Raw genomic sequence first — 22,510 nt, forward strand, 5'->3', positions numbered from 1 at the left:
ACGCTCGCAGGGTGCGGCAGCAAATCATTATGGACGTCGATACCGGGATCGATGATTCCCTCGCGCTGCTCTATCTGCTGGCCTCCCCGGAGGCCGAGGTCGTCGGCATCGCCGCCACCGCGGGCAATGTGCCCGCATCTCGCGTGGCGGCGAACAACCTCGCGTGGCTGGATGTGTGCGGGGCGCCCGACATCGAAGTCGCGCTCGGCGCCACCGAGCCCCTGGCTATCCCACTGCGCACCACCGAGGACACGCACGGACTGCAGGGCGTCGGCTACGCGGAGCTGCCGGAATCCGCGCGCCGACTTTCGCGTCGTTCGGCCGCCGAGATGTGGGTCGAGCTGGTCCGCGAGCGCCCCGGACAGATCGTCGGCCTGTGCACCGGACCGCTGACCAATCTCGCGCTTGCCCTCCGGGTGGAACCCGAACTGCCCCGACTGTTGCAGCGACTGGTCATCATGGGCGGCGCGTTCAACCATCCTGGCAATACGACGCCGACCAACGAATGGAACGTGCACGTCGACCCGGAGGCGGCGAAGGAGGTTTTCGACGCCTTCTCCGCCGCAGCACCGGACCGTCGACCGATCGTGTGCGCGCTCGACATCACCGAGACCATCGAGATGTACCCCAGACACCTTGCGCTGCTGGCCGAACGCGCGGGGAGCCTACCCGTGGAGATCGTTTCGGAAGCCGATTCGGTGGATGCCCGATCCGCGGCGAGCAACCCCATCGTGCGATATCTGACCGATGCGGTGCGTTTCTACTTCGACTTCCACCGGCTCTACGACCAGGGCTATCTGGCGCACATGCATGACCCGTTCGCGGCGGCGGTCGCCCTGGACCCCGCGCTCGCCCGCACCCGTCCGGCGACGGTCGATGTCGAACTGACGGGAGCACTGACCCGGGCTACCACGGTGGCCGATTGGGCCGGGATGTGGGGCCGAGAACCCAACGCCGACATCGTGATCGGCACCGATCCCACGGCGTTCTTCGAGCGAATGATCACCAGGGTCGGCGATTACGCCCGAGCCGTCCACCCGCCGGCGACACCCGAGGATGCGTGATGATCGGCGACAACGACGACGACAATTCTTACCTAGCCGACTTCCGCACCCGGCTCGATCTGCCCGGCATCATCGACGTGCATACGCATTTCATGCCCGACCAGGTGATGCACAAGGTGTGGGCGTACTTCGATGCCGCGGGTCCGTTGACCGGCAAAGCCTGGCCCATCGCCTACCGAGACGACGAGCAGGTCCGGCTCGAGACGTTGCGCGGCTTCGGCGTTCGCGCATTCACCTCGCTGGTGTATCCGCACAAACCGGATATGGCGGCGTGGCTCAACGAATGGGCCGCCGACTTCGCCGAACGCACCCCGGACTGCCTGCACACCGCCACGTTCTACCCGGAACACCACGCCGCGAGCTACGTCGAGGCGGCCATCGAGCGCGGTGCCCGAGTGTTCAAGGTGCACATTCAGGTCGGCGACTTCCATCCCTGCGATCCGCTACTCAATCCGGTCTGGGGGCTGGTCGAGGACGCCCAGATCCCGGTCCTGATCCATTGCGGTTCAGGTCCGGCGCCCGGCGAATATACCGGCCCGGAACCCATTGCGGCTCTGCTGCACCGGTTCCAACGACTGCGGCTGATCATCGCCCACATGGGCAATCCGGAGTACTCCGAATTCCTCGATCTGGCCCAGGATTACCCCGGAGTCCACTTCGACACCACGATGGTGTGGACCGATTTCAGCGAGGCCGACTCGCCCTTCCCCGCCACCGAGCACGGCAGGCTGCACTACTTCGGTGACCGCATCCTCTTCGGCAGCGACTACCCGAACATTCCCTACTCCTACGGTCATTCGATCTACGCGCTGGAGCGGCTCGATCTCGGCGACACCTGGTTGCAGCAGGTCTGCTATCGAAACGCGGCCCGGCTCTTCGAGATCGAATGATCGTCGGAGTCCTCAGGCGGAGGCGACGGTGAACCTGGTCCGGGAGTGCGCAGGGTGCTCGGCCTCGTCGAGCAGGGCGACCGCGAAATCCTCCATGGAAATCGTCGAGATCCCGTCGGCGCCTGCGAGCAGTTCGTCGGCACCGAGCTGGTAGGCACCGGTCCGCTCGCCCGGCACCAGCTCGGCGGGCGGGCTCAGATAGGTCCAGTCGGCGTCGGTTTCGGCACGGCAGATCGCCAGCTGATCGGCGCACGCCTGTGCGATCGGCCGCAGTTCGGCCGGGAAGTCGGGGATCTCGTGCAACATGGCGCCATCGGCGCCCGGCACGGTCAGGGTGGACGCACCACCGACGACCAGCAATCGGGCGCCGGTCTGCGCCAACCCGGCCAGCAGCACCGTGGTCAGTGCGGGTAGTTCGTGCTCGCGACCCGACGCCGGACGCGTCGCGGTGATCACCACATCCGTCTCCGCGCTGAGCGTCACCACATCGACCGGATTCGAAGCATCTCCGGTGCGGATCGCCGCGCCGGAGGGCACCGCGGCCGCGCGCGCCGGGTCGCGGACCACTGCGACGACCTCATGTCCCCGTTGGAGCGCCTCGGCCACCACCCTGCTGCCCACATCGCCCGCCGCTCCGAACACTGTGATGCGCATGATTCCTGCCTCCTCCGGGCCACTGCCCGATCCACTTGCTTAGCTCTAAGGAATATAGCTTAGCGATAAGCAACTTCCCTATGAGATAACTCACCGCTGAGATATTCGCTAGGCTGCGCAGGTGACCGATCATGTCGAACAGGTGCTCGTGCAGTGGCAAGCACAGCGGCCTGACCTGGACGTCTCCCCGATGGCCGTCTTCGGACGGCTCACCAGACTGTCGCAACTCGTCAGCGCCGAGCTCCGCAAAACCTTCGCCCCACACGGCCTCGACGCCGCTTCTTTCGATGTGCTCGCCACGCTGCGCCGCAACGACCCACCGCACCGCCTGACACCTACCGAGCTCATGCGCTCCGCCATGGTGACCTCCGGCGCCATCACCCAACGCCTGGACCGGCTGGAGGAACGCGGCCTGGTGAGCCGCGCCCGCAGCGAACACGACGGACGCGGCATCCTGGTGACGCTCACCGAAGCCGGTCACGAGGTCATCGACGCCGCGCTCCCCGACCACGTCGCGACCGAACAACGACTACTGATTCCGCTGTCCCCCGCGCAACGTGATGCACTCGCCGAAACCCTGCGCACGCTGCTCGAATCCTTCGGCGAATCCGCCTGATTCGGCTCCACTCGCACACCCGTACTACCGCGGGTTTCTAAGCGGCCGGGCGATACCGCTCGGCGCGGGTATTCGCCCCGACCACTCGCAGCGCAGTACGCAAACCCCACTGGTTGACACGCCCCGGAACGACTCGACCACCCTGCGCGAACGCGGTGGCGAGAGCGGCAAAGGCAGCGCTGTCGGCCAGCGTCCATGGGATGTCGAAGCGGTCACGCACCAGCTCCGGCAGGCAGCCGTAGGTGAGCAAGCGCAACGGCGGCGACAGCACCACACCTGCCGCGCGGCCGAGACGATCCGGTGCCATCGGCACACCACATTCAGTGTGCCCCCACCATGCTCGGCAATGTGCAACGCCCGCGCCGCCGACGGCGTCATCTCCAGCACCTCGGCGCAGATGCGACGGAATTTCGCTTGGAACGCAGCGTAATTCGGCGGTATCGGCCGGGCACTCACGCCGTAGCGCTCATACCACTCGACGGTTTCGGCGTAGAGCTGTTCCTGCTCGGCCACGGTCAGCGTGTGCGGCTGGAAGAACTGCACCGACCGGAAGATCTCCCAGGTGAAGGTGGCATGCGCCCACCAGAATGTCTCCGGCTGCAGCGCGTGATATCGGCGGCCTCGCGCGTCGAAACCGCCGATACCCCGATGCAGATCCCGAATGTGGTGTGCACGTTCGGTGCCGCCAGGCGCGAGAATCGTCGCCCAGATCTGCGGCACCGAACGTGTGATTCGCTCGAATGGCTCATTGAAGAAGTCCGAGTGCTCCTCCACACCGGCACCCAGCTGCGGATACATCAGCTGCATGACACCGGCCGCCGTCCCGGGAAGCAGCGAGCGCACGTCGGCGGCGTAGCGCCGCAACAGCGAATCGGATTTCACTATTGAAACCTCCCGGGCCAGGCCGTATCCCACCACGGTAGGGCGACTGAGACAGTGAATCAACAGCTGTCTCGGTCTTGTTGGCGCATTGTTAGGCGATGCCCTCGCCTGCACTGGTCCGAGCGCAGGTTCGGCGACGGACCCCGTCCCGCAGCACTATTCGGTGTCGACCCGATCGAAGTGGAACGGGCAGTGTGTGCCGCCGAAACCGATCGTGGTGGCGCGGTCGAACCGGAAGCCGTCCCGCCGCGGCTGGATCGCACCGATCCAGTTCGCGTCGAACTCGCACATCACCGACGTCAGCTCCGCCGCCGAATGATCAACCAGCACGTCGTGATAGAAGCAGCGGACGACATCGACGTGATAGCTCCGCTCGTCGTCGACCGGTCGCACGAAGGTGAAGCCCGCGCCGAACGTTTGCTCCTCCCGCGTCTTCGATACCGCGACCATGGCCGCGAACGGATCCGGCGCCACATCCAGCATCGCCCGGGTGCTGTCCGCGACGAATTCGCCGACGGGTTCGACGAATGCCGCGCGCAGGATGGCGATGGCTGCTTCGCGGCCGAGTCGAGGCCGAAGTTCGCGGTATGCGACCACCAGTGCGAGGGTCATACGCAGGTTGTATTCAGCGGGTGCGTCCACGATGTGATGCGCGTTCGCGGCTTCCAACTCCGCGAGCCGTGTCCGCATCGCGGTGGACAGTCCGTCGGGCAGATCGTGATTGCGCAGCGCCGCAGTGATGTGGTCGAAGAACCCGTCGACGATCGCCGCGGAATCACGGTCGGGGTCGGGCACGTAATCGTCGCCGGCAAGCCCGAATTGGTCGGTGTTCATGGTATGTCCTTTCGAGACGGATGCCGGTCCCGAAACACAGCAACGAACCCCGAAAGTCGGGAGCCTGCCGTGCTCGAAACCGAACGAGCACGCCAGCACGCTCCACCGACCTACCTGGTGCTGACGATCTTTGATTGATACTTGCCTTTGCAGCATCGCATGCCGCAGGCGGCTTCGTCCACCGCGGCGCACTGGTCGACACGATCGAACACAGCAAGGCTCGCGGCGAAATCCCCGAACGCGCTACACGCCGCCGCGGCGACCGAGATCGCCGGCGCGCTGACCACACAGCTGGGCACGTAACGGGGTTTGGTTCACTCAGAGGTATGAGCGATCTCTTCGTCAAGATCTGCGGCCTGCGCACCGAGCAGGACGTGGACACCGCGGTGGCGGCCGGAGCCGACGCGATCGGCTTCGTTTTCGCGGCAAGTCCACGTCAGGTCGACGCCGCGACCGCCCGCCGCCTCGCGCAACACGTGCCTGCCCGGGTGCTGACCGTCGGGGTCTTCCGCGGCCAGTCCGTCGACGAGGTCCAGCGGTTGGCACAGGACAGCGGTATCCGCGCGGTGCAACTGCACGGCGACGAAGGCCCGGAGTACTACGAAGCGCTGCGCGCACAGGGCCGCACCCTTATCCGCGCCACCGCCGCCACGGAGGTCCCCGCTCGATGTGGCGAACTCGGCGAGGACCTGCTGCTGCTCGACGCCCCGGATCCGGGCTCGGGCAAGCCGTGGAACTGGGCGTCACCGGAGTTCACCGCACCCACGGGCCACTGGCTCCTGGCGGGCGGCTTGCACCCTGGCAACGTGCGTCAGGCCGCCGAAGCGACCCTCGCGTGGGGTGTCGATGTCTCCAGTGGAGTGGAGAGCGAGCGGGGTGTGAAGTCCCCGGACCTGATCCGCGCCTTCATCGAGGCAGCGCGGCTTCAGCCGTAAACCGGCGGCGCCGCTCGGTGAGGCTCGGCGACGGCGCGGGACACGTTGCGACGAAGCAGGTCTCATGCTTGTCTTCATCTGCCCCGGCGCCGCACTCGCCCGCCAGTTACCGGCGACAGAGCCTTTCGCCCCTTGCTTGCCGTCCAGGCGTCTGCGAAAGTGATGGCCCGTCAGTACGAAGCGGAAGAAGGCGGACTCGACGGTGCTATCGCTGCTGTGGATCATCTTGCCTTACAGCGCTTTTCTCTCTTTCGCCGTAGGTCACCTATGGCGATACCGCCGCGACCGATTCCACTCTTACACCGCGCGCCCGGACATGGATCGCACACAACGCCTCGGATCGACAGCGTTTCGAATCGGTTTCGGCATCGTGGTCGGCGCACGCATCACCGACATGATCGCCTCGGGACCACACAGCCGCCCCGAAGGCTCGATCTATGTCGTCATCCTTATCGTCGAGATCATCGCCGGGGTAGCGGCGATGATCGGCGCGGCGTTGTTGTTTCTCCCGGATCTGATCGCCAGCCCCGCCCGGCCCGCGATCACCCGGTTGGACCGCATCACGCTGCCGGTCTTGATCGCGGGCCTGCTGTCCGGCGTGCTGATCAGATTCGATCCGAACTCCTCCGACGCCGGATACCGAACCGCTGAATCACTCTTCGCCTGGTTCCGCTCGCTGTTCACACTCCATCCCTACCCCGAGGCGATGCGACACGCCCCGCTGATCTACCAGGCCCGCGGTCTGATCCTGTTGCTACTCATCGCAATCTGGCCCTACACGCGCCTCGCGGGTATCTTCGCGGGCCCGATCATCCGCCTCATCCCGAGAGCCCGACCCGAACTCCCACGGCCCTTCCGGGCACGAACGGCCAAGGACTGAGTAGATCGTCGAGACCGGGTAGCTATGCCCCGAGCTTGTTCTCAGCCGTGGCGTCGGTCGCCCATCACCAGTTCGGAGAGATGTGCTTCGGATTCGGGCGAGAACGGGTCTCGCTGCGCCCGGTAGGCGGCCACCGCTTGTCGGGTGTCTTCGGCGACCAGGTCGGCGTTGATCTGGGCCGCGGCGGCAGCGCCCGCCGCGGCGGCGGTACCGACCTGGGCGGCCAGGTCGGTGACATTGCCCGCGACCCACACTCCAGGAATTTCGGTACGGCCGGTCGCATCGGCCGGGATGTGCTCGCCGAGCCCTGAAGGATGCTGCGTGGGCCGTAGTCCGAGCGATGCCAGGAAGGCGGCGCGCGCCACCATCCGTGATTGGACGGCCAGCGCGGCCCGGCGGACCACCGTGCCGTCGCTCAGCCGCACTCCCACGAGGCGGTCCTCGGCGATCTCCAGGGCAGCCACCTCACCCACCACCACGCTGATGCCGCGGGCAGCCAACTGCTCGGCCTCCCCAGCGGTCAGCGGCGGCATGATGTGGGAGAAGAACGTGACGTCGGCGCTCCACTGACGAAACAGCAACGCCTGGTGCACCGCCATCGGACCACTGGCCAGCACACCGATGGCCTGGTCGCGGACCTCCCAACCGTGACAGTACGGACAATGCAGCACATCCCGACCCCACCGAGACCGCAGCCCCGGCACATCCGGCAACTCATCGACGAGCCCGGAGGTCACCAGCAGACGACGCGTGCGGATGGACCTGCCATCGGCCAGCGCCACCCTGAACCCCTCGGCCTCCCGAACCGCAGCCGTGACCTCCCCGGCGACCATGTGACCGCCATAGCCACGAACCTCGGCCCGACCGATCTCCAACAATTCCTCCGGCGGCATCCCGTCCCGCGCCAGCAGCCCGTGCACACCCGCAGCCGGTGCGTTGCGCGGCGCGCCCGCGTCGATCACCACCACCGACCGCCGCGCCCGAGCCAGCATCAGCGCCGCGTTCGATCCGGCAGCGCCACCGCCGACCACCACCACGTCATATCCATCACTCAGTCGATCGGTCACCATGACCACCTCCTCTCGGACCACCATGCGAGACCACGGGCAATTCCGGCAAACTCTTTTGCCGATATGGCAAACTGACGGACATGGACGACGACCTCGATCACGCGCTCGACGCGGTCGGACCCCGGCTACGAGCACTGCGCCGCCAGCGCGAGACCACGCTGGCCGACCTGTCGGCAACGACCGGCATCTCGGTGAGCACCCTGTCCCGCCTGGAGTCCGGCACCCGGCGACCGACACTGGAGCTACTACTCCCCCTGGCCAGAGCGCACGGCGTCACCCTCGACGAACTCGTCGACGCGCCACCCACCGGCGACCCGCGCATCCACCTGCGCCCGGTCACCCGCCACGGCATGACCATGCTGCCCCTGACTCGCCGCGCCGGCGGCATCCAGGCATACAAGCTCGTCATCCCCGCAAGCAGCCACCGCAAGGAACCCGATCCACAGACCCATGAGGGCTACGAATGGCTCTATGTCCTCAACGGACGACTGCGGGTCGTCCTCGGTGCGCACGATCTGGTGCTCGCACCCGGTGAAGCGGCCGAGTTCGACACCCGCGTACCGCATTGGTTCGGCGCCGCGGAGGCCGAACCGGTCGAGTTCCTCAGCCTGTTCGGCAAGCAGGGCGAACGCGCACACCTCCGTGCCCGCCCGCAGACAGCAAAAACAGGTCCCAGCTAGCGCCCACCGCCCAGAACCATCCGTGGGCGACCGCCGCGCGCGCGAATGTCTGATCCGGTTGGACGCGCCTCCCACCGACGGCACTGCCACGCCCGCATCGGGCGGTAGGCTCGGCCAGATGCACGTCGTCGTCATCGGTTCGGGGATTTCGGGTCTCTCGACAGGGGCCGAGCTGCTACGCGGCGGCCATGATGTGACTGTCGTGAGTGCGGAACCGATCAGTGCGACGACATCGTTTCTTGCTGCGGCCGTGTGGTTTCCGACTGCGGCGGGCCCGGCCGATCGAGTCGGTGCGTGGAGCACTGAGACCTTCTCGCATCTGGAAGCACAAGCCGCCGCACGCACGCCCGGAGTACGCATGTGCGAATCGCTTGCCCTCTATCGGAGCGAACCCCCGACTCCGACGTGGTCGCGCACGGTACGTGCGTTTCGTGCCGCCGAAGCCGACGAACTCCCGCCCGGCTACAGCTTCGGCTTCAGGTTCACCGTTCCGCTTGTCGAGATGCCTGTCTTTCTGCCGCATCTGCACGACGAGGTCGCCGCAGCGGGGGCGCGGTGGGTCAGGCGCACGGTGCACCGACTCGAAGATGTCGCCGAGCTGGCACCGGACGTCGTGGTCAACTGTGCCGGGTTGCGCGCCGGACAACTGGTCGACGATCAGACGGTCTATCCGATTCGCGGACAAATCGTTCGCGTGACCAATCCGGGATTGTCCGTGTCGGTCCGCGATGAGGCGCATCCGCTCGGCCGCGCGTATGTCCACCCGCGTGAGAACGACTGCATCCTCGGCGGTTCCCTCGACTCCGACCAGTGGGATGTGACACCGAATCCCACTCTGGCACAGTCGATCCTGGATAGATGCCGTGACCTCGCCCCACAACTGGCCGACAGCCGAGTGATCGAAACACTGGTCGGCCTACGGCCGGGCAGAAGCGAGGTTCGCCTCGAGCTCGACGGATCCCCCGCGTCCGGCACACCCGTGATCCACAACTACGGGCACGGAGGATCCGGCATCACCATCGGTTACGGCTGCGCACGCGAGGTCGCGACGATCGTCGACAGCCTCTGACATTCGGGACGTTCAGCGACCACGCCAGTGTGTAGTGCGCCCGGTGACCGTCAACTATCGAAGGCGTCGAGTATCTCTTCGGCCGCTAGCGCAGCGGTGAGGGTGCCGTCGCGGACCTGCTTTTCTATCTGGGCGCGAATGGCTTTCACCTTCGGGTTGTCGGCGAGGCGGCGCAACAACTGGTCGTGAACCATGGTCCAGGTCCAGTCGATCTGCTGGCGGCGGCGCTTTTCGTCGAATTCGCCTGCGTCGGTGAGGACTCGGCGGTGCTCCAGGACAGTGTCCCAGAACTTGTCGAGGCCATGGCCTTCCAGACCGCTCATGGTGAGGACCGGTGGGCGCCACAGGGCGTCGTGCGGGTGGATGAGACGCAGGGCGCCTGCCAGTTCGCGGGCGGCGGACTTGGCTTCGAGTTCATGCTTGCCGTCGGCCTTGTTCACCGCGACCAGGTCGGCGAGTTCGAGGACACCTTTCTTGATGCCCTGCAACTGATCTCCGGTCCGGGCCAGGGTGAGGAAGCAGAACACGTCGACCATGTTGGCGACCGTCACCTCGGACTGGCCGACGCCGACGGTCTCCACCAGGATCACGTCATACCCTGCGGCCTCGAGCAGGACGATGGTTTCGCGTGTTGCCTTCGCGACCCCGCCGAGTGTGCCCGCGGTCGGTGACGGGCGGATGTAGGCGTTGCGCTCCAACGACAGTCGTGCCATGCGGGTCTTGTCGCCGAGAATGGAGCCACCGGTGCGGGTCGAGGACGGATCGACGGCCAGCACTGCCACCCGGTGGCCTTTGCCGATCAGGTCCATGCCGAGCGCGTCGATGAACGTCGACTTGCCGACGCCGGGAACACCGGTGATACCGACACGATTCGACACCACGGTGTTGTCGGTGTCCGCATCGGGGGTCAGCCGCAGCAGTAGTTGCTGTGCCAGGGCACGGTGATCGGCCCGTGTCGATTCGACCAACGTGATCGCTCGCGCCAGGGCGGCCCGCTCGTTGCCGCGGACCGCCTCGGCGAGTGCGTCTACGTCGATGACGCGTTTGCTCATTCGGCGCTGGTGGAGTCCACAGCGCCGCTACCGATCTCGTGTCCGAGCTCGGTAGCGAGCTTCTTCAACAGATCGATCGCCGCGTCGGCGATGACGGTGCCCGGCGGGAAGATCGCCGCCGCGCCTGCCTCGTACAGCTCGTCGAAGTCACCGGGCGGGATGACACCGCCGACGATGACCATGATGTCGGGTCGACCGACATCGGCCAATGCCTGTCGCAGGGCGGGCACCAGCGTGAGGTGGCCTGCCGCGAGCGAGGACACACCGACAACATGCACGTCGTTGTCGGCCGCCTGCTGCGCCACCTCTTCCGGGGTCTGGAACAGCGGACCCACATCGACGTCGAAGCCGATGTCGGCGAAGGCCGTAGCGATCACCTTCTGGCCTCGGTCGTGACCGTCCTGGCCCATCTTCGCGACCAGGATGCGGGGTCGACGACCTTCGGCCTCGGCGAATTCCTCGACGAGCTCGATCGCCTTGCTGATGTTGGTGACCTTCCCTGCCTCGTCGCGGTACACACCGGACAGCGTACGGATTTCGGCCTGGTGGCGGCCGTACACCTTCTCCAGCGCGTCGGAGATTTCACCGACGGTCGCCTTGGCTCGCGCGGCGTTGATGGCGAGTGCGAGCAGGTTGTTTTCCATGCTGCCCTCGGAAGAACCAGCGGCGCGGGTCAATTCGGCCAGCGCCCGCTCGACCTCGGCCGTATCACGTTCGGCGCGTAGCCGTTGCAGCTTCTCGATCTGCTCGGCGCGCACCCGCGAGTTCTCGACCTTGAGGACCTCGACCTGCTGGTCCTCTTCGACCTGGTACTTGTTGACGCCGATCACCGGCTGCTGGCCGGTGTCGATGCGCGCCTGGGTGCGGGCGGCGGCTTCCTCGATGCGCAACTTCGGAATGCCTTCGCCGATGGCCTGCGCCATGCCGCCGTGCGCCTCGACCTCGGCGATATGCGCACGAGCCCGGTTGGCCAGCTGATGGGTGAGCCACTCGACGTAGTACGAGCCGCCCCACGGGTCGATCGGACGAGTCGTGTTGGACTCTTGCTGGATCAGCAGCTGGGTGTTGCGGGCGATGCGGGCGGAGAAGTCCGTCGGCAGCGCGAGCGCCTCGTCGAGAGCATTGGTGTGCAGCGATTGGGTGTGCCCCTGGGTCGCGGCCATCGCCTCGATGCAGGTGCGCGCCACATTGTTGTAGGCGTCCTGCGCGGTGAGCGACCAGCCGGAGGTCTGCGAATGGGTGCGCAGCGACAGCGATTTCGCGCTCTTGGGCTCGAACTTCGCGACCAGCTCGCTCCACAGCAGGCGCCCGGCCCGCAGCTTGGCGACCTCCATGAAGAAGTTCATGCCGATGGCCCAGAAGAACGACAGCCGCGGCGCGAACTTGTCGACCTCCATGCCCGCGGCGATACCGGCGCGGATGTATTCGACACCGTCGGCGAGCGTGTAGGCCAACTCCAGGTCGGCAGTCGCGCCCGCTTCCTGAATGTGGTAGCCGGAGATGGAGATCGAGTTGAACTTCGGCATCTTCGAGCTGGTGTAGGCGAAAATGTCGGAGATGATCCGCATCGAGGGCTTCGGCGGGTAGATGTAGGTGTTGCGGACCATGAACTCTTTCAGAATGTCGTTCTGAATGGTTCCGGCCAGCTGTTCCGGCGTGACGCCCTGTTCTTCCGCCGCGACGACATACAGCGCGAGGATCGGAAGCACCGCACCATTCATGGTCATCGAGACACTGACCTGATCGAGCGGAATGTGGTCGAACAGCTGGCGCATGTCGAGGATGGAATCAATGGCGACACCGGCCATTCCGACGTCACCCTGGACGCGCGGATGGTCGGAGTCGTAACCGCGGTGCGTCGCCAGATCGAAAGCGACCGACAGACCTTTCTGCCCGGCCTGCAGGTTGCGGCGGTAGAAGGCATTCGAGTCAGCGGCGGTGGAGAAGCCGGCGTACTGGCGAATGGTCCACGGCTGGTTGACGTACATCGTCGGGTACGGGCCGCGCAGAAACGGCGCGATGCCGGGCACGCTGTCGAGCGGATACCCTTCCGCGGCAACGGCATCCCGGTCCGCCTTGGTGAATACCGGTGGCACCTCGATGCCTTCCGGTGTCGACCACACCAGCTGCTCGGGCGTGTAGTTGTTCGCCTCGGCCGCCCCCTGAATGTAAGCGTCCACCTGCGCGGCATCCACCGCAGCGGGTTCCGCGGGACGCTCGGCCAACGGCACATCGGCGAAACTGCCGATCACGTGCTCGATTCCACCTTGTCGTTCGATCCCACTCAGTGTCATCAGGCTCCCACCTTCTCCAGCAGGCCGGATAGCGCGGCAACCGCATCGATGCGAGCCGCGAGGTAACCGTCCGGACGCTGCGCGCCCGTCACATCCGCGACCGCCTTCTGTGCGCCGGCCAGCAGCACGGTCTCGACTCCAGCGGCACGCAATGCGTCGACCGCGGCGCCCGCATCGGTGCCGTAGCGCTTGTCCGAACCACACAGCACCGCGATCGTGGCGCCGGACTCCGTTGCCGCCGTACCGATTCCGTCGGCCGCAAGCGGGCCGGGGTTGATCGACTCGATGCCGCCGGAAGCCAGCAGGTTGGCGATGAAGGTCACCCGCACGTTGTGCTCGGCCACCGAGCCCAGCGGCACCAGCAGTGCACGCGGCCGGGCACCGTTGGCCGCCAGGTAGGCATCCGAACGGTTGCGCAGCGCCTCGAATTGGGCACCGTAGCGAGCGATCCGCGCGTCCCGGCGCGCGGCCTCCGACAGCGGCGCTTCGGCCAGGTTCGGGAATTCGTTCACCCCGGTGACCGCTGTCTTGCGGTGCGCCACATCGGAATCCCTTGCGGCTCTCGTCGCGGCGATCCGCTCGGCGAGCAAGCCGGACTCCAGCGCCGCCCGGTAGCCGCCCGCGGCCTCGATCTCCTGCATGAACTCCCACGCCTTGGCGGCGAACGCGGCGGTGAGGTCCTCGACGTACCAGGAACCGGCGCCCGGGTCCTGCACGTGGCCGAGGCGTGATTCCTCGAGCAGCAGCAGCTGCGTGTTGCGAGCCATGCGGTCGGCGAACGGCTTCGACACGCCGAGCTCGCCCGCGGGCAGAGCCGAGTCGAACGGCAGCACCGTCACGGTGTCCGCGCCGCCGACACCGGCGCCGAACGCGGCAAGCGTGGTGCGCAGCATGTTCACCCACGGGTCACGTTGCGTCATCATGGCCGCGGAGGTCACGGCGTGCTGCGGCGCGCCACCGAACGCGGGTGCACCGCACACGTGCGCGACGCGGGCCCAGAGCTGGCGGGCCGCACGGAATTTCGCGATGGTGGCGAACTGGTCGTCGGTCGCGGCGAAACGGAACTCGAGCTGGCCGAGCGCATCCGCGATGTCATGGCCCGCGGCGAGGGCTCTCAGGTACTCCAGACCGGCTGCCACCGCGGCACCCAGTTCCTGGGCGTCCGAGGCGCCCGCATCATGGAAGACGGTACCGTCCACGGTGATTGCACGAACTGTCTCGGCACGTGCGATCGCCTGCTCGGCCAGTACGAGCGCCTCCGCGAGGTCGACGTCGGCGGTGCCCGAGAAGCGGCTGGTGAGCGGGGCCGCGCCGAGCCCGATCTGAATGTCCTTGCGCGCGGAGAGTTCGTAGCCATCGAGGACGGTGAAGATCTGCGCGGCCGCCGCCGTGGCCGCGCTACCCGCATCCAGGGTCAGCGGAGCCAGCTCGAACAGCAGCCCGGAGAGGGCTGTGCGCACGTCGGCCACCGGCACGCCACGTTCGCCGACACCGAGCCACACTGCGCTGATGCCGTTCTCCAGACCGAACATGATCTCGCGGCTCGCCGCCGCGGCATCGGCGGCCCCGACGTAGGCGCTCACATACCAGCCGCGGTTCACGTCGCGGGCGGCGTCCCGGCCGCGCACGAACGGGAAGGCACCAGGCAGCGGCTGTTCCGGCCGCTCGTCGCGGCGGGTGTACAACGGGTTGACGGTGAGCCCGTCGTAGGTGGTTTCCGCGAGCAGCCGCTCGGGCTCGTCGGGAAGATCGGCGGCGTCGACCTTACGGGCCTTCGCCAGCACCCCGGCCACGCCCTTGCGCCATGCGGCGTACTCGGGTACCGGATCCGCCGTCGGATCTGAAGCAATCGGCATAGCTGCTGTTCCTCTTCCACTCGATTACGGGCGCACCCACTATGTGCGCCCGATACCGTCGTATTCGCCCAGCTCAGCGAGCACTTAGGTTAACGAGCATTCGTCCCGTTTCTTTTGATGCTAGCGGGAGGTTTCCGGTCGGTTGATCCTGGCCGCCACTACCAACCGGTAACCTGACGCGGGTGACCAGGCTGATCCGTAACCCGCGTATCGTCGCGCTGCTCGTCGGCGGCATCGTGGTTTTCGTCGCGGCCATGCTGGTCCCGCTACCGAGCCCGCAGCAGATGCAGGAGTGGGCCGGCACCGTTGGCCCGCTCTTTCCGCTGCTGTTCTTCGTGGTCCACGCACTCGTCACAGTAGCGCCGGTGCCGCGCACGGTGTTGACGGTGAGTGCCGGGCTGCTTTTCGGCCCCGCGCTCGGTATCGCACTCGCGGTCTCCGCCACCACCGTCAGCGCCGCCTTGGCGATCCTGCTCGTCCGCGCGCTCGACCGGGACCGGGTGGCAGCGCATCTCACCCATCCGGCGGTGCGCGCCATCGACAATCGCCTCGAACGCCGCGGCTGGCTGGCCGTCGGGTCGCTGCGGCTGATCGCGTTCGCGCCGTTCTCGGTGATCAACTACTGCTGCGGGCTGTCCTCGATCCGATTCTGGCCATACATGCTCGCCACCGTCTTCGGCATCCTGCCCGGCACCGTCGGCACCGTCATCCTCGGCGATGCACTCACCGGCGGCACCCATCCCGCGATGCTCGTGGTGTCCGCCGTCTGCATTGCCGTCGGGATCATCGGCCTGGTCGTCGATGCGCGGTGGACGCGGACCCACGAACCGGCGCAGGCTGCGGTTGTCACCACGCCCGCGCAAGTCTCGGTACCCGAGTAGCCGCGCACACCGACTGCACTGCCGCATCACACTCGACCGCTGCCACCCCGTGTGATGGCCGAGGCGACTCGACGCCGTTCGTCGCGGGCGAGGGATCCAGTAGCAGCCCACAGATGAGCGCGGGTGGCCTTGGCCGTCGACGGCGCGTCAGTCCACAGTCAACTCGATCGGCACCGCGAATACGTCCACCATCGCTCCGTTGCGCAGCACCGTCACCGGTAGCGAGACCCCGATCGCGTCGGCGAACAGCTGACGCTGAATGCCTTGCGCATCACGAACTTCCGAGCGCGCTACGCTGAGCACCAGATCGCCTCGGCGCAATCCGGCATGGTCGGCGGGACCACCGCGCACCACCTCGACAACGCGCACGCCTGCCGGCTGCCCGGTGCGCGCGGCGACAGTCGCGGGCAGTGGTGCGGGCACTCCGACCAAGCCGAGGTAGGCGCGGCGCACCCGGCCCTCGCTGAGCAGGGTGCTGATGATCCGCCGGGTGGTCGTGTTGATCGGAATCGCAAGGCCGAGCCCGACGCCCGCCACCGCGGTGTTCACCCCGACCACTCGACCCGACGAATCTGCCAGTGCGCCACCGGAATTGCCGGGGTTCAACGCGGCGTCGGTCTGGATCACGTCCTCGATCACCCGCCCGGCCCGCCGCGACGCGACCGGCACCGCCCGGCCGAGCGCACTGACAACGCCCGCAGTGACCGAGCCCGCCAACCCCAGCGGACTGCCGACCGCCACCACCAGTTGGCCGACGACCAACTTGTCGGCGTCGCCGAGTACGACCGCGCCCGGCGCCCCGGCTCGTGCGCGCAGCACCGCGAGATCCGACAGCGGATCGATGCCCACGACATCGATCTGCGATTCCACCCCGTCGGCGAACATCACCTCGCCACTGCCGGCCGAGCCGACAACGTGCGCGTTGGTCAGGAGAAAACCGTCGTCGGTGAATACCACCGCCGATCCGGTCCCTCGCCGCGTCCGCACGCTCGCCACATGCGGCGTCACCGATGCCGCCACCGCGATGACCGTGCGCGAATAGGCATCCATCGCAGCGTCTTCCGAGCGCCACGCCGAGGACCGAATCGACTCGTCGTCCACGACGGCCCCCATCCTGCTGCCTGAATTACTTCTTCTCACCAGGATGCGCCCGCCGGACCCGATCGCGCACCCTGTTCGCCTCGGGCACAATCGGCCGCCGGCGCACCGGCGGCCCGATCGTGTGCCAATCCGTCCAGCACGCAGCGCAAACGCTGTTCGAACCGCGGCACGGCGCTGGTGCCGAATCGTCGTTGCGGCGCTACCGAGCTGTCAACGCGAAGCGACTCGGCCCGGCATCCGATTACGCGCCCGGCACCCGGTCCAGGAAGCCGAACACGCTGATGATGCGCCCGTCGGGCGCCAATGTGATGACATCAGAGCCCGCGACCGGCGCACTCCCGTCCGCCACGGACACCAGCTCCCAGGAGAAGCGGGCGGTGTCGTGATGCCCGTCCACCGGGCCGGTCTGCCGAAATTCGAAACCGGGGAACTGCTCGTGCACTCCGCCGATCGCGGCGGCGACCGCGTCGTGCCCACTGACATCAGCGAGCGGATCCGTGTAGAAGCCGTCCTCGGTCCAGGCGTCGGCGACGGCCTTCGCCCGCACGTCCGCGTCGGTGGCGTTCCACGCGGCGAAGTAGCGGGCCACCGCATCGTCATACTGCGACATGATGAATTCTCCTCTGTCGTAATGGTTTCGACCATCCGACGCGATCGCTCGAACCGGATGCCTCAACCATGCCGGGTTCCGATCACCGAGTCGATTACGCCGGAGGTAATGATTCGGCCGACCCGCCTCACCCCTTGACCGACCGGTCGGTCATGCCTACGATTAATGCAACGCGTCCCTTCCGCGGCGACGCGATGAAGGAGTGGCGCCATGATTCTCCGAGTCGACACGCCCCTCGGCGAGGTCGCGGCCATGGTGACCGGGCAGGATCCCCAATCGGCTCCGACCCTCCTTTTGCTACATGCGAATCCGGGTGATCACCGAGACTTCGATGCGGTGATACCCGAATTCGGGAAAGACTGGTCGCTGGTGGCGGTCGATTGGCCGGGCTACGGCCGGTCCACGGCCGCCGACCCACGGTCGGTCACCGCGGCCGGTCTGGTGGATGCGGCCGAAGCCGTCCTGAATACGCTGGTGGCCAAGGGATTCCGGCAGATCTCAGTGATCGGCAACAGCGTCGGAGGGTACGTCGCGGTTCGGCTGGCACAGCGTCGGCCGGACCTGATCACCGCGGTCGTACTGGTTCAGCCCGCCGGGTTCGCCGGAGTGAACCCCGGCACCCGGGCGGTATGCCGTCTGATGGGGACCCGCGCGATCGCACGGTACGCGGTCGCACCAAGCGCACGCATGTATCTCGGGCCACGTCGAACGGCGAGCCAGCAAGCCACCTACGAACGCGCCAAGCAGATTCCACGAGATCCGCGGCGGCTGGACGTCTACTGCGCGCTCTGGCGCAGCCTCGCCGATCCCCAATGCGATCTGGTCGCCGAATCTCCACTGATTCCGCGGATCCCGGTGCAGGTGGTGTGGGGAACCCGCGACCCGATCAACCCCTGGCCGCTGAACCGGCGCGGCATCGCACGCGCGCTCCCCCAGGCCGAGGTCGTGACACTACCGACCCGACACGAACCCTTCAGCGAAGATCCGGATACGTTCCTCGACACCGTAATCCCCTTCTTCACCCGCCGAGAAGGCGCGCGATCATGAGGCCTGCGGAGCCGGGCCGAAGGGCGTTGCTGCGCGCCGGACAGGACCTGCTCGCTCGCTCGGATCTCGGCAAGCTCTCGGTGAACTCGATCACCGCCGCAGCCGGTATGGCGAAGGGCAGCTTCTACCAACACTGGCCGAGCCGCGCCGACTACATCCTCGCGCTGCACCGCGCCTTCCACGAGGACCTCTTCGAGCGGGTGCGGCAGACAATCTCGGGATTCACTCCCGGCGCGGATCGCCTCGCCGTCGGCATGCACGCCTACCTCGACGGCTGTCTGGCCGAGCCCGCGACCAAGGCGCTGCTGGTCCAAGCCCGCACCGAAGCAGGGCTCTGCGACGAGGTCGCCACGCGCAATCATCAAGCAGCCCAACTCATCACCGATGATCTGACCGCACTCGGATGGACCGCCCCGGAACCGATCGCCGTCCTGCTCGTCGCATCGATCGCCGAGATCGCGCTGGCCGAACTCACCGCCGCCGAACGCCGCGACGATCTACGTGACGCGGTATTGCGCCTGAGCCGCCCGGAGCGGGCCATCACCACAGCTAGCCCCGCTATTTGATACAGGCGGGGTGCGGCTCGGCGTCCGTTGCCCGCCCACCGCGACACGCACCGCCATCGAGCACAAACTTCCCGTGTTCGATGGCGGTGCCGCGCTTGTCATCTCAGCGTTCGGCTATCAGTTGCGGATTCTGCTCGAGATCTTCTGGCTCCTCCATCACCGCTTCGCCGCGGGCGACCATGCCCGCCTCGTCGGAGAGCTTCAGGTGTGGGATGAACAGGGCGAGCAGGAGCGCGATCAGCGCGCCGGGGATCAGGTACCAGAAACCGGGGACGAGGGCGTCGACGTATGCTCCGACGATCGCGTCGTGCAGGTTCTCGGGCAGCTGTTTGACCACCGATGGCACCAGTGCGCTCGGATCGAGTTTCGCCGCGGCCGTCTCCGGTCCGTGCGATCGGAACACATCGGTCAATCCCTCGGTCAGCCGACTGGTGAAGATCGAGCCGAAGAGCGCGCCACCGAGCGCGCCACCCATTTCCCGGAAATAGTTATTGGCGCTGGTCGCAGTGCCGATCTGGTTGGGCGCCACGGCATTCTGCACGACCAAAACGATGATCTGCATGATCAAGCCGAGGCCCGCACCCATCACGAAGAGCATGGCCGACACCACCCACATCGAAGTGTTCGCGTCCAGCCGGGTCAGCCACAGCATGTCGAGAGCAATGAGCGCCGCACCGAGCGGCGGGTACACCCGGTACCTGCCGGTCTTGGTGACGGCCGCCATCGACGTCACCAGGGTGATCATCAGGCCGACCATCATCGGTATCAACAGCAGACCCGAGACCGAGGCGGATGCTCCGGTGGCCATCTGCAGATAGGTCGGGATGAAGCCGATCGCCGCGAACATCACCAGACCGAGCAAGAATCCGATCACCGAGGTCAACACGAAGGTCCGATTGCGGAACAGCCACAGCGGCAGCATCGGCTCCTCGGCGCGCGCCTCCACCATGACGAATGCCGCCACCACGACCACGAATGCGGCAATCATCGTCACCATCGCCGTCGAGCCCCACGTGTACTGCTTGCCACCCCAATCGGTGATCAGGATGAGTAGCGTGGTCGCGGACGACATCAATACGACACCGAGATAGTCGGGCCGGGTCTTGGGGCGGTGGCTGGGGATGTCCAGGTAGCGGAATGCGATGACCAGCGCCGCAATACCGATCGGCACGTTGATCCAGAAGCACCAGCGCCAGTCGAGGTGATCGGCGAAGAAGCCACCGAGCAGTGGACCCGCGACCGAGGTGATACCGAAGACGGCGCCCATCGGAGCCATGTACTTGCCGCGATCCTTGGCAGGCACCACATCCGCGATGATGGCCTGCGCCAGGATCATCAGGCCGCCACCGCCGACGCCCTGCAGCCCGCGGAAGACGATGAACTCCCAGAAACCCGTCGACGCGGCCGCACCGACCGAGGCGGCCGTGAACACGGTGATCGCGAACAGGAAAAGCCAACGCCTGCCGAACATGTCGCCGAATTTGCCGTAGATCGGCATCACGATGGTGGTGGCCAGCAGATACGAGGTGGCGGTCCAGGCCATGTGGGAGATGCCGCCGAGATCGCCGACAATGGTCGGCATCGCGGTTCCCACGATCATCTGATCGAGGCTGGCCAAGAACATCCCCGCGATCAGCGCGGAGAAGATCAGCCAGATCCGCTTCTGGGTCAAGACAATGGGGGTTGGCGGCGAATCAGCCGTCGTGGTCATCGACACGTCTCCTTTTCGGGCCCACCGGCTGGTCGAACAGCCGAGCGGCCATTGCACAGTGATCGTGTATTGCGGTCGCCAGCGACCCGGTCGGGTCGCCGGACAAGGACATCGCCGCCCTCGAGGTGATGGTCGTCATGAGTCCCGCTGTGAGCGCGACGAATTCGGGTGACACCTCGGTACCCATCCGCGCCGAGAGGAGTTCACCGATGGCGGCCTCCAGCCGGACGCCGGAGGCGACGAAGGCAGCGAGCACCCTCGGCTCGGTCTTGATGATCTCGGTCACTAACGAGATACCCTCGCGCACTTCGCGTTCCGGCTCGAATCCCAGGGCGAACAACCAGGTGAGATCGTCGATGAGGATGCCGGTCGGGCCGCCGGCGATGAACTGCTCGCGCAGTTCCGGTGTGCCGATCTCGCCGACCGGCCCGACCACCGCGTCCATCTTCGTCTCGTAGTAGTTGAAGAATGTGCGCGGCGAGACCCCGACCGCCTTCGCAATGTCATCGACGGTCGTCGCGTCGAGCCCTCGCTCGACCGCCAGACGCCGCGCGGCGAGGCAGAGATCGAGCAGGGTCCGGCGCTTCTTCTGCGCACGCAGACCCATCGGTGGCTCGTCGCGCGGTGCCTGAGACATGACTGAAAATTTAGCACAATCTGCAATATTTCAGAAACTGCAAGCTTTTCGACTCAACTCGGCCACACCGCGTCACGGCCGCCACCCGGCCGAGCGGATACCGTGGGACCGAAAGTCAGCCCTGCGAGAATGTGGTGCGGTAGTGAAACTGTTACTCACCGGAGCGTTCGGCAATATCGGCTCGCATGTGTTGGCCGAGCTGCTGCGGCGCAAACACGAGGTCCGCTGTTTGGCCGCGCGGACACCCGCGGACGAGCACCGTGCGGCACGGTTCGCGTCCGTGACCGATGTCCGCTGGGCGGACATCCGGGACGCGGGCGCGGTGGCCGACGCGGTGGCCGGTGTCGAAGCGGTACTGCATTTCGCGGCGGTGATTCCGCCCGCCAGCGATGACGATCCCGAATACGCCCGGCAGGTCAATGTCGACGGCACCGCCAACGTCATCGCCGCCTGTCGCGCACAGCCGAAGTCGCCGCGCCTGATCTTCGCATCCACCTTCGACGTGCACGGTCGCACCCTGGACAAGCCGCCACCACGCCGGATCGACGATCCGCTGGAAGCCATCGATGCCTACAGCAGGCACAAGATCGAGGGCGAGGCGCTGGTGCGGCGCAGCGAATTGACCTGGTTCATCCCCCGTTTCGCCGACGTGCCGATCATCGGTGTGCGCAGGGCGGAGCCGATCATGTTCGAGATCGGCCTCGACAACCGGATCGAAGTGCTCCATCCCGCGGACGCCGCGTTGGCCATGGCCAATGCGCTGGAGACCGAGCTGATCTGGGGCACGACGATGTTCATCGGCGGCGGCGCCTCGTGTCAGGTCACCTATCGGCAGTTCGTCGCCGGAGTGCTCAATGCCATGGGCTTGCGGATGCTGCCGGAGGCGGCGTTCAGCGACAAGACCTACGCCACCGACTGGCTCGATACCGAGGCCGGCCAGCGGATGCTCTGGTATCAGCGCTGCGACTTCGACACCATCACCGCCGATATCGCCGCGACCCTCGGCTGGAAGCGCCACCTGATGCCGCTCACCCGCCCGTTCGCGGAACGCGCGATGCTCCGACTATCCCCGTACTACGCCGATGCCGTGGACGGCTCGTGATCGAGTTCGTCAGCTGCCGGATGGCGCGGGCCCGCCAACCGCGCTACCGGCTAACTGTTGTCCTAGTGGTTACTGAATT

The 22,510-nt window shown here is 66.6% G+C and carries 21 protein-coding genes and 1 pseudogene; 11 read left to right on the plus strand and 11 right to left on the minus strand.

Features of this window, described 5'->3' with window-relative positions:
- Positions 1-29 precede the first annotated feature (29 nt).
- Positions 30-1,064 carry a nucleoside hydrolase gene (locus tag ACFQZZ_RS05395; protein ID WP_378676383.1) on the plus strand — a complete coding sequence of 345 codons (1,035 nt, stop codon included), beginning with the start codon at positions 30-32 and terminating at the stop codon, positions 1,062-1,064.
- Positions 1,064-1,954, plus strand: coding sequence for an amidohydrolase family protein (locus ACFQZZ_RS05400; protein WP_378674804.1), 891 nt, complete (start codon positions 1,064-1,066; stop codon positions 1,952-1,954). Before ACFQZZ_RS05395 ends, ACFQZZ_RS05400 begins: the two co-directional genes overlap by 1 nt.
- A gap of 12 nt (positions 1,955-1,966) precedes the next feature.
- Here the strand turns inward: ACFQZZ_RS05400 and ACFQZZ_RS05405 are convergent, their stop codons facing one another.
- Positions 1,967-2,608, minus strand: a complete 642-nt coding sequence (locus ACFQZZ_RS05405) for an NAD(P)-dependent oxidoreductase (protein ID WP_378674806.1) — start codon at positions 2,606-2,608, stop codon at positions 1,967-1,969.
- A 121-nt stretch (positions 2,609-2,729) separates the two neighbouring features.
- On the opposite strand from ACFQZZ_RS05405, the gene ACFQZZ_RS05410 reads away from it, so the two are divergent.
- On the plus strand, positions 2,730-3,224 hold the full coding sequence (locus ACFQZZ_RS05410; protein WP_378674808.1) for a MarR family winged helix-turn-helix transcriptional regulator: 495 nt from the start codon (positions 2,730-2,732) through the stop codon (positions 3,222-3,224).
- A gap of 37 nt (positions 3,225-3,261) precedes the next feature.
- Here ACFQZZ_RS05410 and ACFQZZ_RS05415 read toward each other — a convergent pair.
- Together ACFQZZ_RS05415 and ACFQZZ_RS05420 are read right to left on the minus strand one after the other, a co-directional pair.
- Positions 3,262-4,031, minus strand: a pseudogene (locus ACFQZZ_RS05415) (oxygenase MpaB family protein).
- Between the two features lie 231 nt (positions 4,032-4,262).
- On the minus strand, positions 4,263-4,940 hold the full coding sequence (locus ACFQZZ_RS05420; protein ID WP_378674810.1) for an L-2-amino-thiazoline-4-carboxylic acid hydrolase: 678 nt from the start codon (positions 4,938-4,940) through the stop codon (positions 4,263-4,265).
- 326 nt (positions 4,941-5,266) lie between these two features.
- Between ACFQZZ_RS05420 and ACFQZZ_RS05425 the strand changes: the two genes are divergently transcribed.
- Positions 5,267-5,875: a phosphoribosylanthranilate isomerase gene (locus tag ACFQZZ_RS05425; RefSeq protein ID WP_378674811.1), complete on the plus strand. Its 609-nt coding sequence runs from the start codon at positions 5,267-5,269 to the stop codon at positions 5,873-5,875.
- Between the two features lie 202 nt (positions 5,876-6,077).
- Entirely contained in the window at positions 6,078-6,755 is a 678-nt protein-coding gene (locus ACFQZZ_RS05430; RefSeq protein WP_378674814.1) for a respiratory nitrate reductase subunit gamma, read from the plus strand.
- A 41-nt stretch (positions 6,756-6,796) separates the two neighbouring features.
- On the opposite strand, the gene ACFQZZ_RS05435 is transcribed toward ACFQZZ_RS05430, so the two are convergent.
- Positions 6,797-7,825, minus strand: a complete 1,029-nt coding sequence (locus ACFQZZ_RS05435) for an NAD(P)/FAD-dependent oxidoreductase (protein WP_378674816.1) — start codon at positions 7,823-7,825, stop codon at positions 6,797-6,799.
- Positions 7,826-7,905: 80 nt separating this feature from the next.
- Between ACFQZZ_RS05435 and ACFQZZ_RS05440 the strand changes: the two genes are divergently transcribed.
- Together ACFQZZ_RS05440 and ACFQZZ_RS05445 are read left to right on the plus strand one after the other, a co-directional pair.
- Entirely contained in the window at positions 7,906-8,505 is a 600-nt protein-coding gene (locus ACFQZZ_RS05440) for a helix-turn-helix domain-containing protein (RefSeq protein ID WP_378674819.1), read from the plus strand.
- Positions 8,506-8,623: 118 nt separating this feature from the next.
- On the plus strand, positions 8,624-9,574 hold the full coding sequence (locus ACFQZZ_RS05445; RefSeq protein WP_378674822.1) for an FAD-dependent oxidoreductase: 951 nt from the start codon (positions 8,624-8,626) through the stop codon (positions 9,572-9,574).
- 50 nt (positions 9,575-9,624) lie between these two features.
- Here the strand turns inward: ACFQZZ_RS05445 and meaB are convergent, their stop codons facing one another.
- From meaB to ACFQZZ_RS05460, 3 genes are read right to left on the minus strand one after another with little or no spacing between them, the layout of a single operon-like run.
- Positions 9,625-10,626, minus strand: coding sequence for a methylmalonyl Co-A mutase-associated GTPase MeaB (meaB, locus tag ACFQZZ_RS05450; RefSeq protein WP_378674825.1), 1,002 nt, complete (start codon positions 10,624-10,626; stop codon positions 9,625-9,627).
- Positions 10,623-12,920, minus strand: coding sequence for a methylmalonyl-CoA mutase (gene scpA, locus ACFQZZ_RS05455; protein ID WP_378674828.1), 2,298 nt, complete (start codon positions 12,918-12,920; stop codon positions 10,623-10,625). Before scpA ends, meaB begins: the two co-directional genes overlap by 4 nt.
- Complete coding sequence (locus ACFQZZ_RS05460; RefSeq protein WP_378674831.1) at positions 12,920-14,776, minus strand: methylmalonyl-CoA mutase family protein; 1,857 nt, start codon at positions 14,774-14,776, stop codon at positions 12,920-12,922. The genes scpA and ACFQZZ_RS05460 overlap by 1 nt, the downstream gene beginning before the upstream one ends.
- A gap of 182 nt (positions 14,777-14,958) precedes the next feature.
- Between ACFQZZ_RS05460 and ACFQZZ_RS05465 the strand changes: the two genes are divergently transcribed.
- Positions 14,959-15,657, plus strand: a complete 699-nt coding sequence (locus ACFQZZ_RS05465) for a TVP38/TMEM64 family protein (protein ID WP_378674834.1) — start codon at positions 14,959-14,961, stop codon at positions 15,655-15,657.
- Between the two features lie 147 nt (positions 15,658-15,804).
- Here ACFQZZ_RS05465 and ACFQZZ_RS05470 read toward each other — a convergent pair whose 3' ends face one another.
- The gene (locus ACFQZZ_RS05470; RefSeq protein ID WP_378676384.1) at positions 15,805-16,707 is read right to left on the minus strand and encodes a S1C family serine protease; all 903 of its coding nucleotides are present in this window, start codon (positions 16,705-16,707) and stop codon (positions 15,805-15,807) included.
- A gap of 292 nt (positions 16,708-16,999) precedes the next feature.
- On the minus strand, positions 17,000-17,368 hold the full coding sequence (locus ACFQZZ_RS05475) for a nuclear transport factor 2 family protein (protein ID WP_378674837.1): 369 nt from the start codon (positions 17,366-17,368) through the stop codon (positions 17,000-17,002).
- 210 nt (positions 17,369-17,578) lie between these two features.
- On the opposite strand from ACFQZZ_RS05475, the gene ACFQZZ_RS05480 reads away from it, so the two are divergent.
- Entirely contained in the window at positions 17,579-18,415 is an 837-nt protein-coding gene (locus ACFQZZ_RS05480) for an alpha/beta fold hydrolase (RefSeq protein ID WP_378674840.1), read from the plus strand.
- Positions 18,412-18,981, plus strand: coding sequence for a TetR/AcrR family transcriptional regulator (locus ACFQZZ_RS05485; RefSeq protein WP_378674842.1), 570 nt, complete (start codon positions 18,412-18,414; stop codon positions 18,979-18,981). Before ACFQZZ_RS05480 ends, ACFQZZ_RS05485 begins: the two co-directional genes overlap by 4 nt.
- A gap of 103 nt (positions 18,982-19,084) precedes the next feature.
- Here ACFQZZ_RS05485 and ACFQZZ_RS05490 read toward each other — a convergent pair whose 3' ends face one another.
- Together ACFQZZ_RS05490 and ACFQZZ_RS05495 are read right to left on the minus strand one after the other, a co-directional pair.
- The gene (locus ACFQZZ_RS05490) at positions 19,085-20,692 is read right to left on the minus strand and encodes an MDR family MFS transporter (RefSeq protein ID WP_378674845.1); all 1,608 of its coding nucleotides are present in this window, start codon (positions 20,690-20,692) and stop codon (positions 19,085-19,087) included.
- On the minus strand, positions 20,676-21,329 hold the full coding sequence (locus tag ACFQZZ_RS05495; RefSeq protein WP_378674848.1) for a TetR/AcrR family transcriptional regulator: 654 nt from the start codon (positions 21,327-21,329) through the stop codon (positions 20,676-20,678). Before ACFQZZ_RS05495 ends, ACFQZZ_RS05490 begins: the two co-directional genes overlap by 17 nt.
- Positions 21,330-21,471: 142 nt before the next feature.
- Here ACFQZZ_RS05495 and ACFQZZ_RS05500 point away from each other — a divergent pair, with 142 nt between their 5' ends.
- Positions 21,472-22,431 (plus strand): NAD-dependent epimerase/dehydratase family protein, encoded by a 960-nt coding sequence (locus ACFQZZ_RS05500; protein ID WP_378674851.1) that lies wholly within the window; start codon positions 21,472-21,474, stop codon positions 22,429-22,431.
- Positions 22,432-22,510: the final 79 nt, after the last annotated feature.

The organism is Nocardia sp. GCM10030253, from assembly GCF_042675075.1.
Taxonomy (GTDB): Bacteria; Actinomycetota; Actinomycetes; order Mycobacteriales; family Mycobacteriaceae; genus Nocardia.

Bases quoted from the DNA above. Each gene is read 5' to 3' on its own strand.
- ACFQZZ_RS05395 (WP_378676383.1), top strand. From the start codon at position 30: ATGGACGTCGATACCGGGATCGATGATTCCCTCGCGCTGCTCTATCTG.
- ACFQZZ_RS05400 (WP_378674804.1), top strand. From the start codon at position 1,064: ATGATCGGCGACAACGACGACGACAATTCTTACCTAGCCGACTTCCGC.
- ACFQZZ_RS05405 (WP_378674806.1), bottom strand. From the start codon at position 2,608: ATGCGCATCACAGTGTTCGGAGCGGCGGGCGATGTGGGCAGCAGGGTG.
- ACFQZZ_RS05420 (WP_378674810.1), bottom strand. From the start codon at position 4,940: ATGAACACCGACCAATTCGGGCTTGCCGGCGACGATTACGTGCCCGAC.
- ACFQZZ_RS05425 (WP_378674811.1), top strand. From the start codon at position 5,267: ATGAGCGATCTCTTCGTCAAGATCTGCGGCCTGCGCACCGAGCAGGAC.
- ACFQZZ_RS05435 (WP_378674816.1), bottom strand. From the start codon at position 7,825: ATGGTGACCGATCGACTGAGTGATGGATATGACGTGGTGGTGGTCGGC.
- ACFQZZ_RS05440 (WP_378674819.1), top strand. From the start codon at position 7,906: ATGGACGACGACCTCGATCACGCGCTCGACGCGGTCGGACCCCGGCTA.
- ACFQZZ_RS05445 (WP_378674822.1), top strand. From the start codon at position 8,624: ATGCACGTCGTCGTCATCGGTTCGGGGATTTCGGGTCTCTCGACAGGG.
- meaB (WP_378674825.1), bottom strand. From the start codon at position 10,626: ATGAGCAAACGCGTCATCGACGTAGACGCACTCGCCGAGGCGGTCCGC.
- scpA (WP_378674828.1), bottom strand. From the start codon at position 12,920: ATGACACTGAGTGGGATCGAACGACAAGGTGGAATCGAGCACGTGATC.
- ACFQZZ_RS05460 (WP_378674831.1), bottom strand. From the start codon at position 14,776: ATGCCGATTGCTTCAGATCCGACGGCGGATCCGGTACCCGAGTACGCC.
- ACFQZZ_RS05470 (WP_378676384.1), bottom strand. From the start codon at position 16,707: ATGGATGCCTATTCGCGCACGGTCATCGCGGTGGCGGCATCGGTGACG.
- ACFQZZ_RS05475 (WP_378674837.1), bottom strand. From the start codon at position 17,368: ATGTCGCAGTATGACGATGCGGTGGCCCGCTACTTCGCCGCGTGGAAC.
- ACFQZZ_RS05480 (WP_378674840.1), top strand. From the start codon at position 17,579: ATGATTCTCCGAGTCGACACGCCCCTCGGCGAGGTCGCGGCCATGGTG.
- ACFQZZ_RS05485 (WP_378674842.1), top strand. From the start codon at position 18,412: ATGAGGCCTGCGGAGCCGGGCCGAAGGGCGTTGCTGCGCGCCGGACAG.
- ACFQZZ_RS05490 (WP_378674845.1), bottom strand. From the start codon at position 20,692: ATGACCACGACGGCTGATTCGCCGCCAACCCCCATTGTCTTGACCCAG.
- ACFQZZ_RS05495 (WP_378674848.1), bottom strand. From the start codon at position 21,329: ATGTCTCAGGCACCGCGCGACGAGCCACCGATGGGTCTGCGTGCGCAG.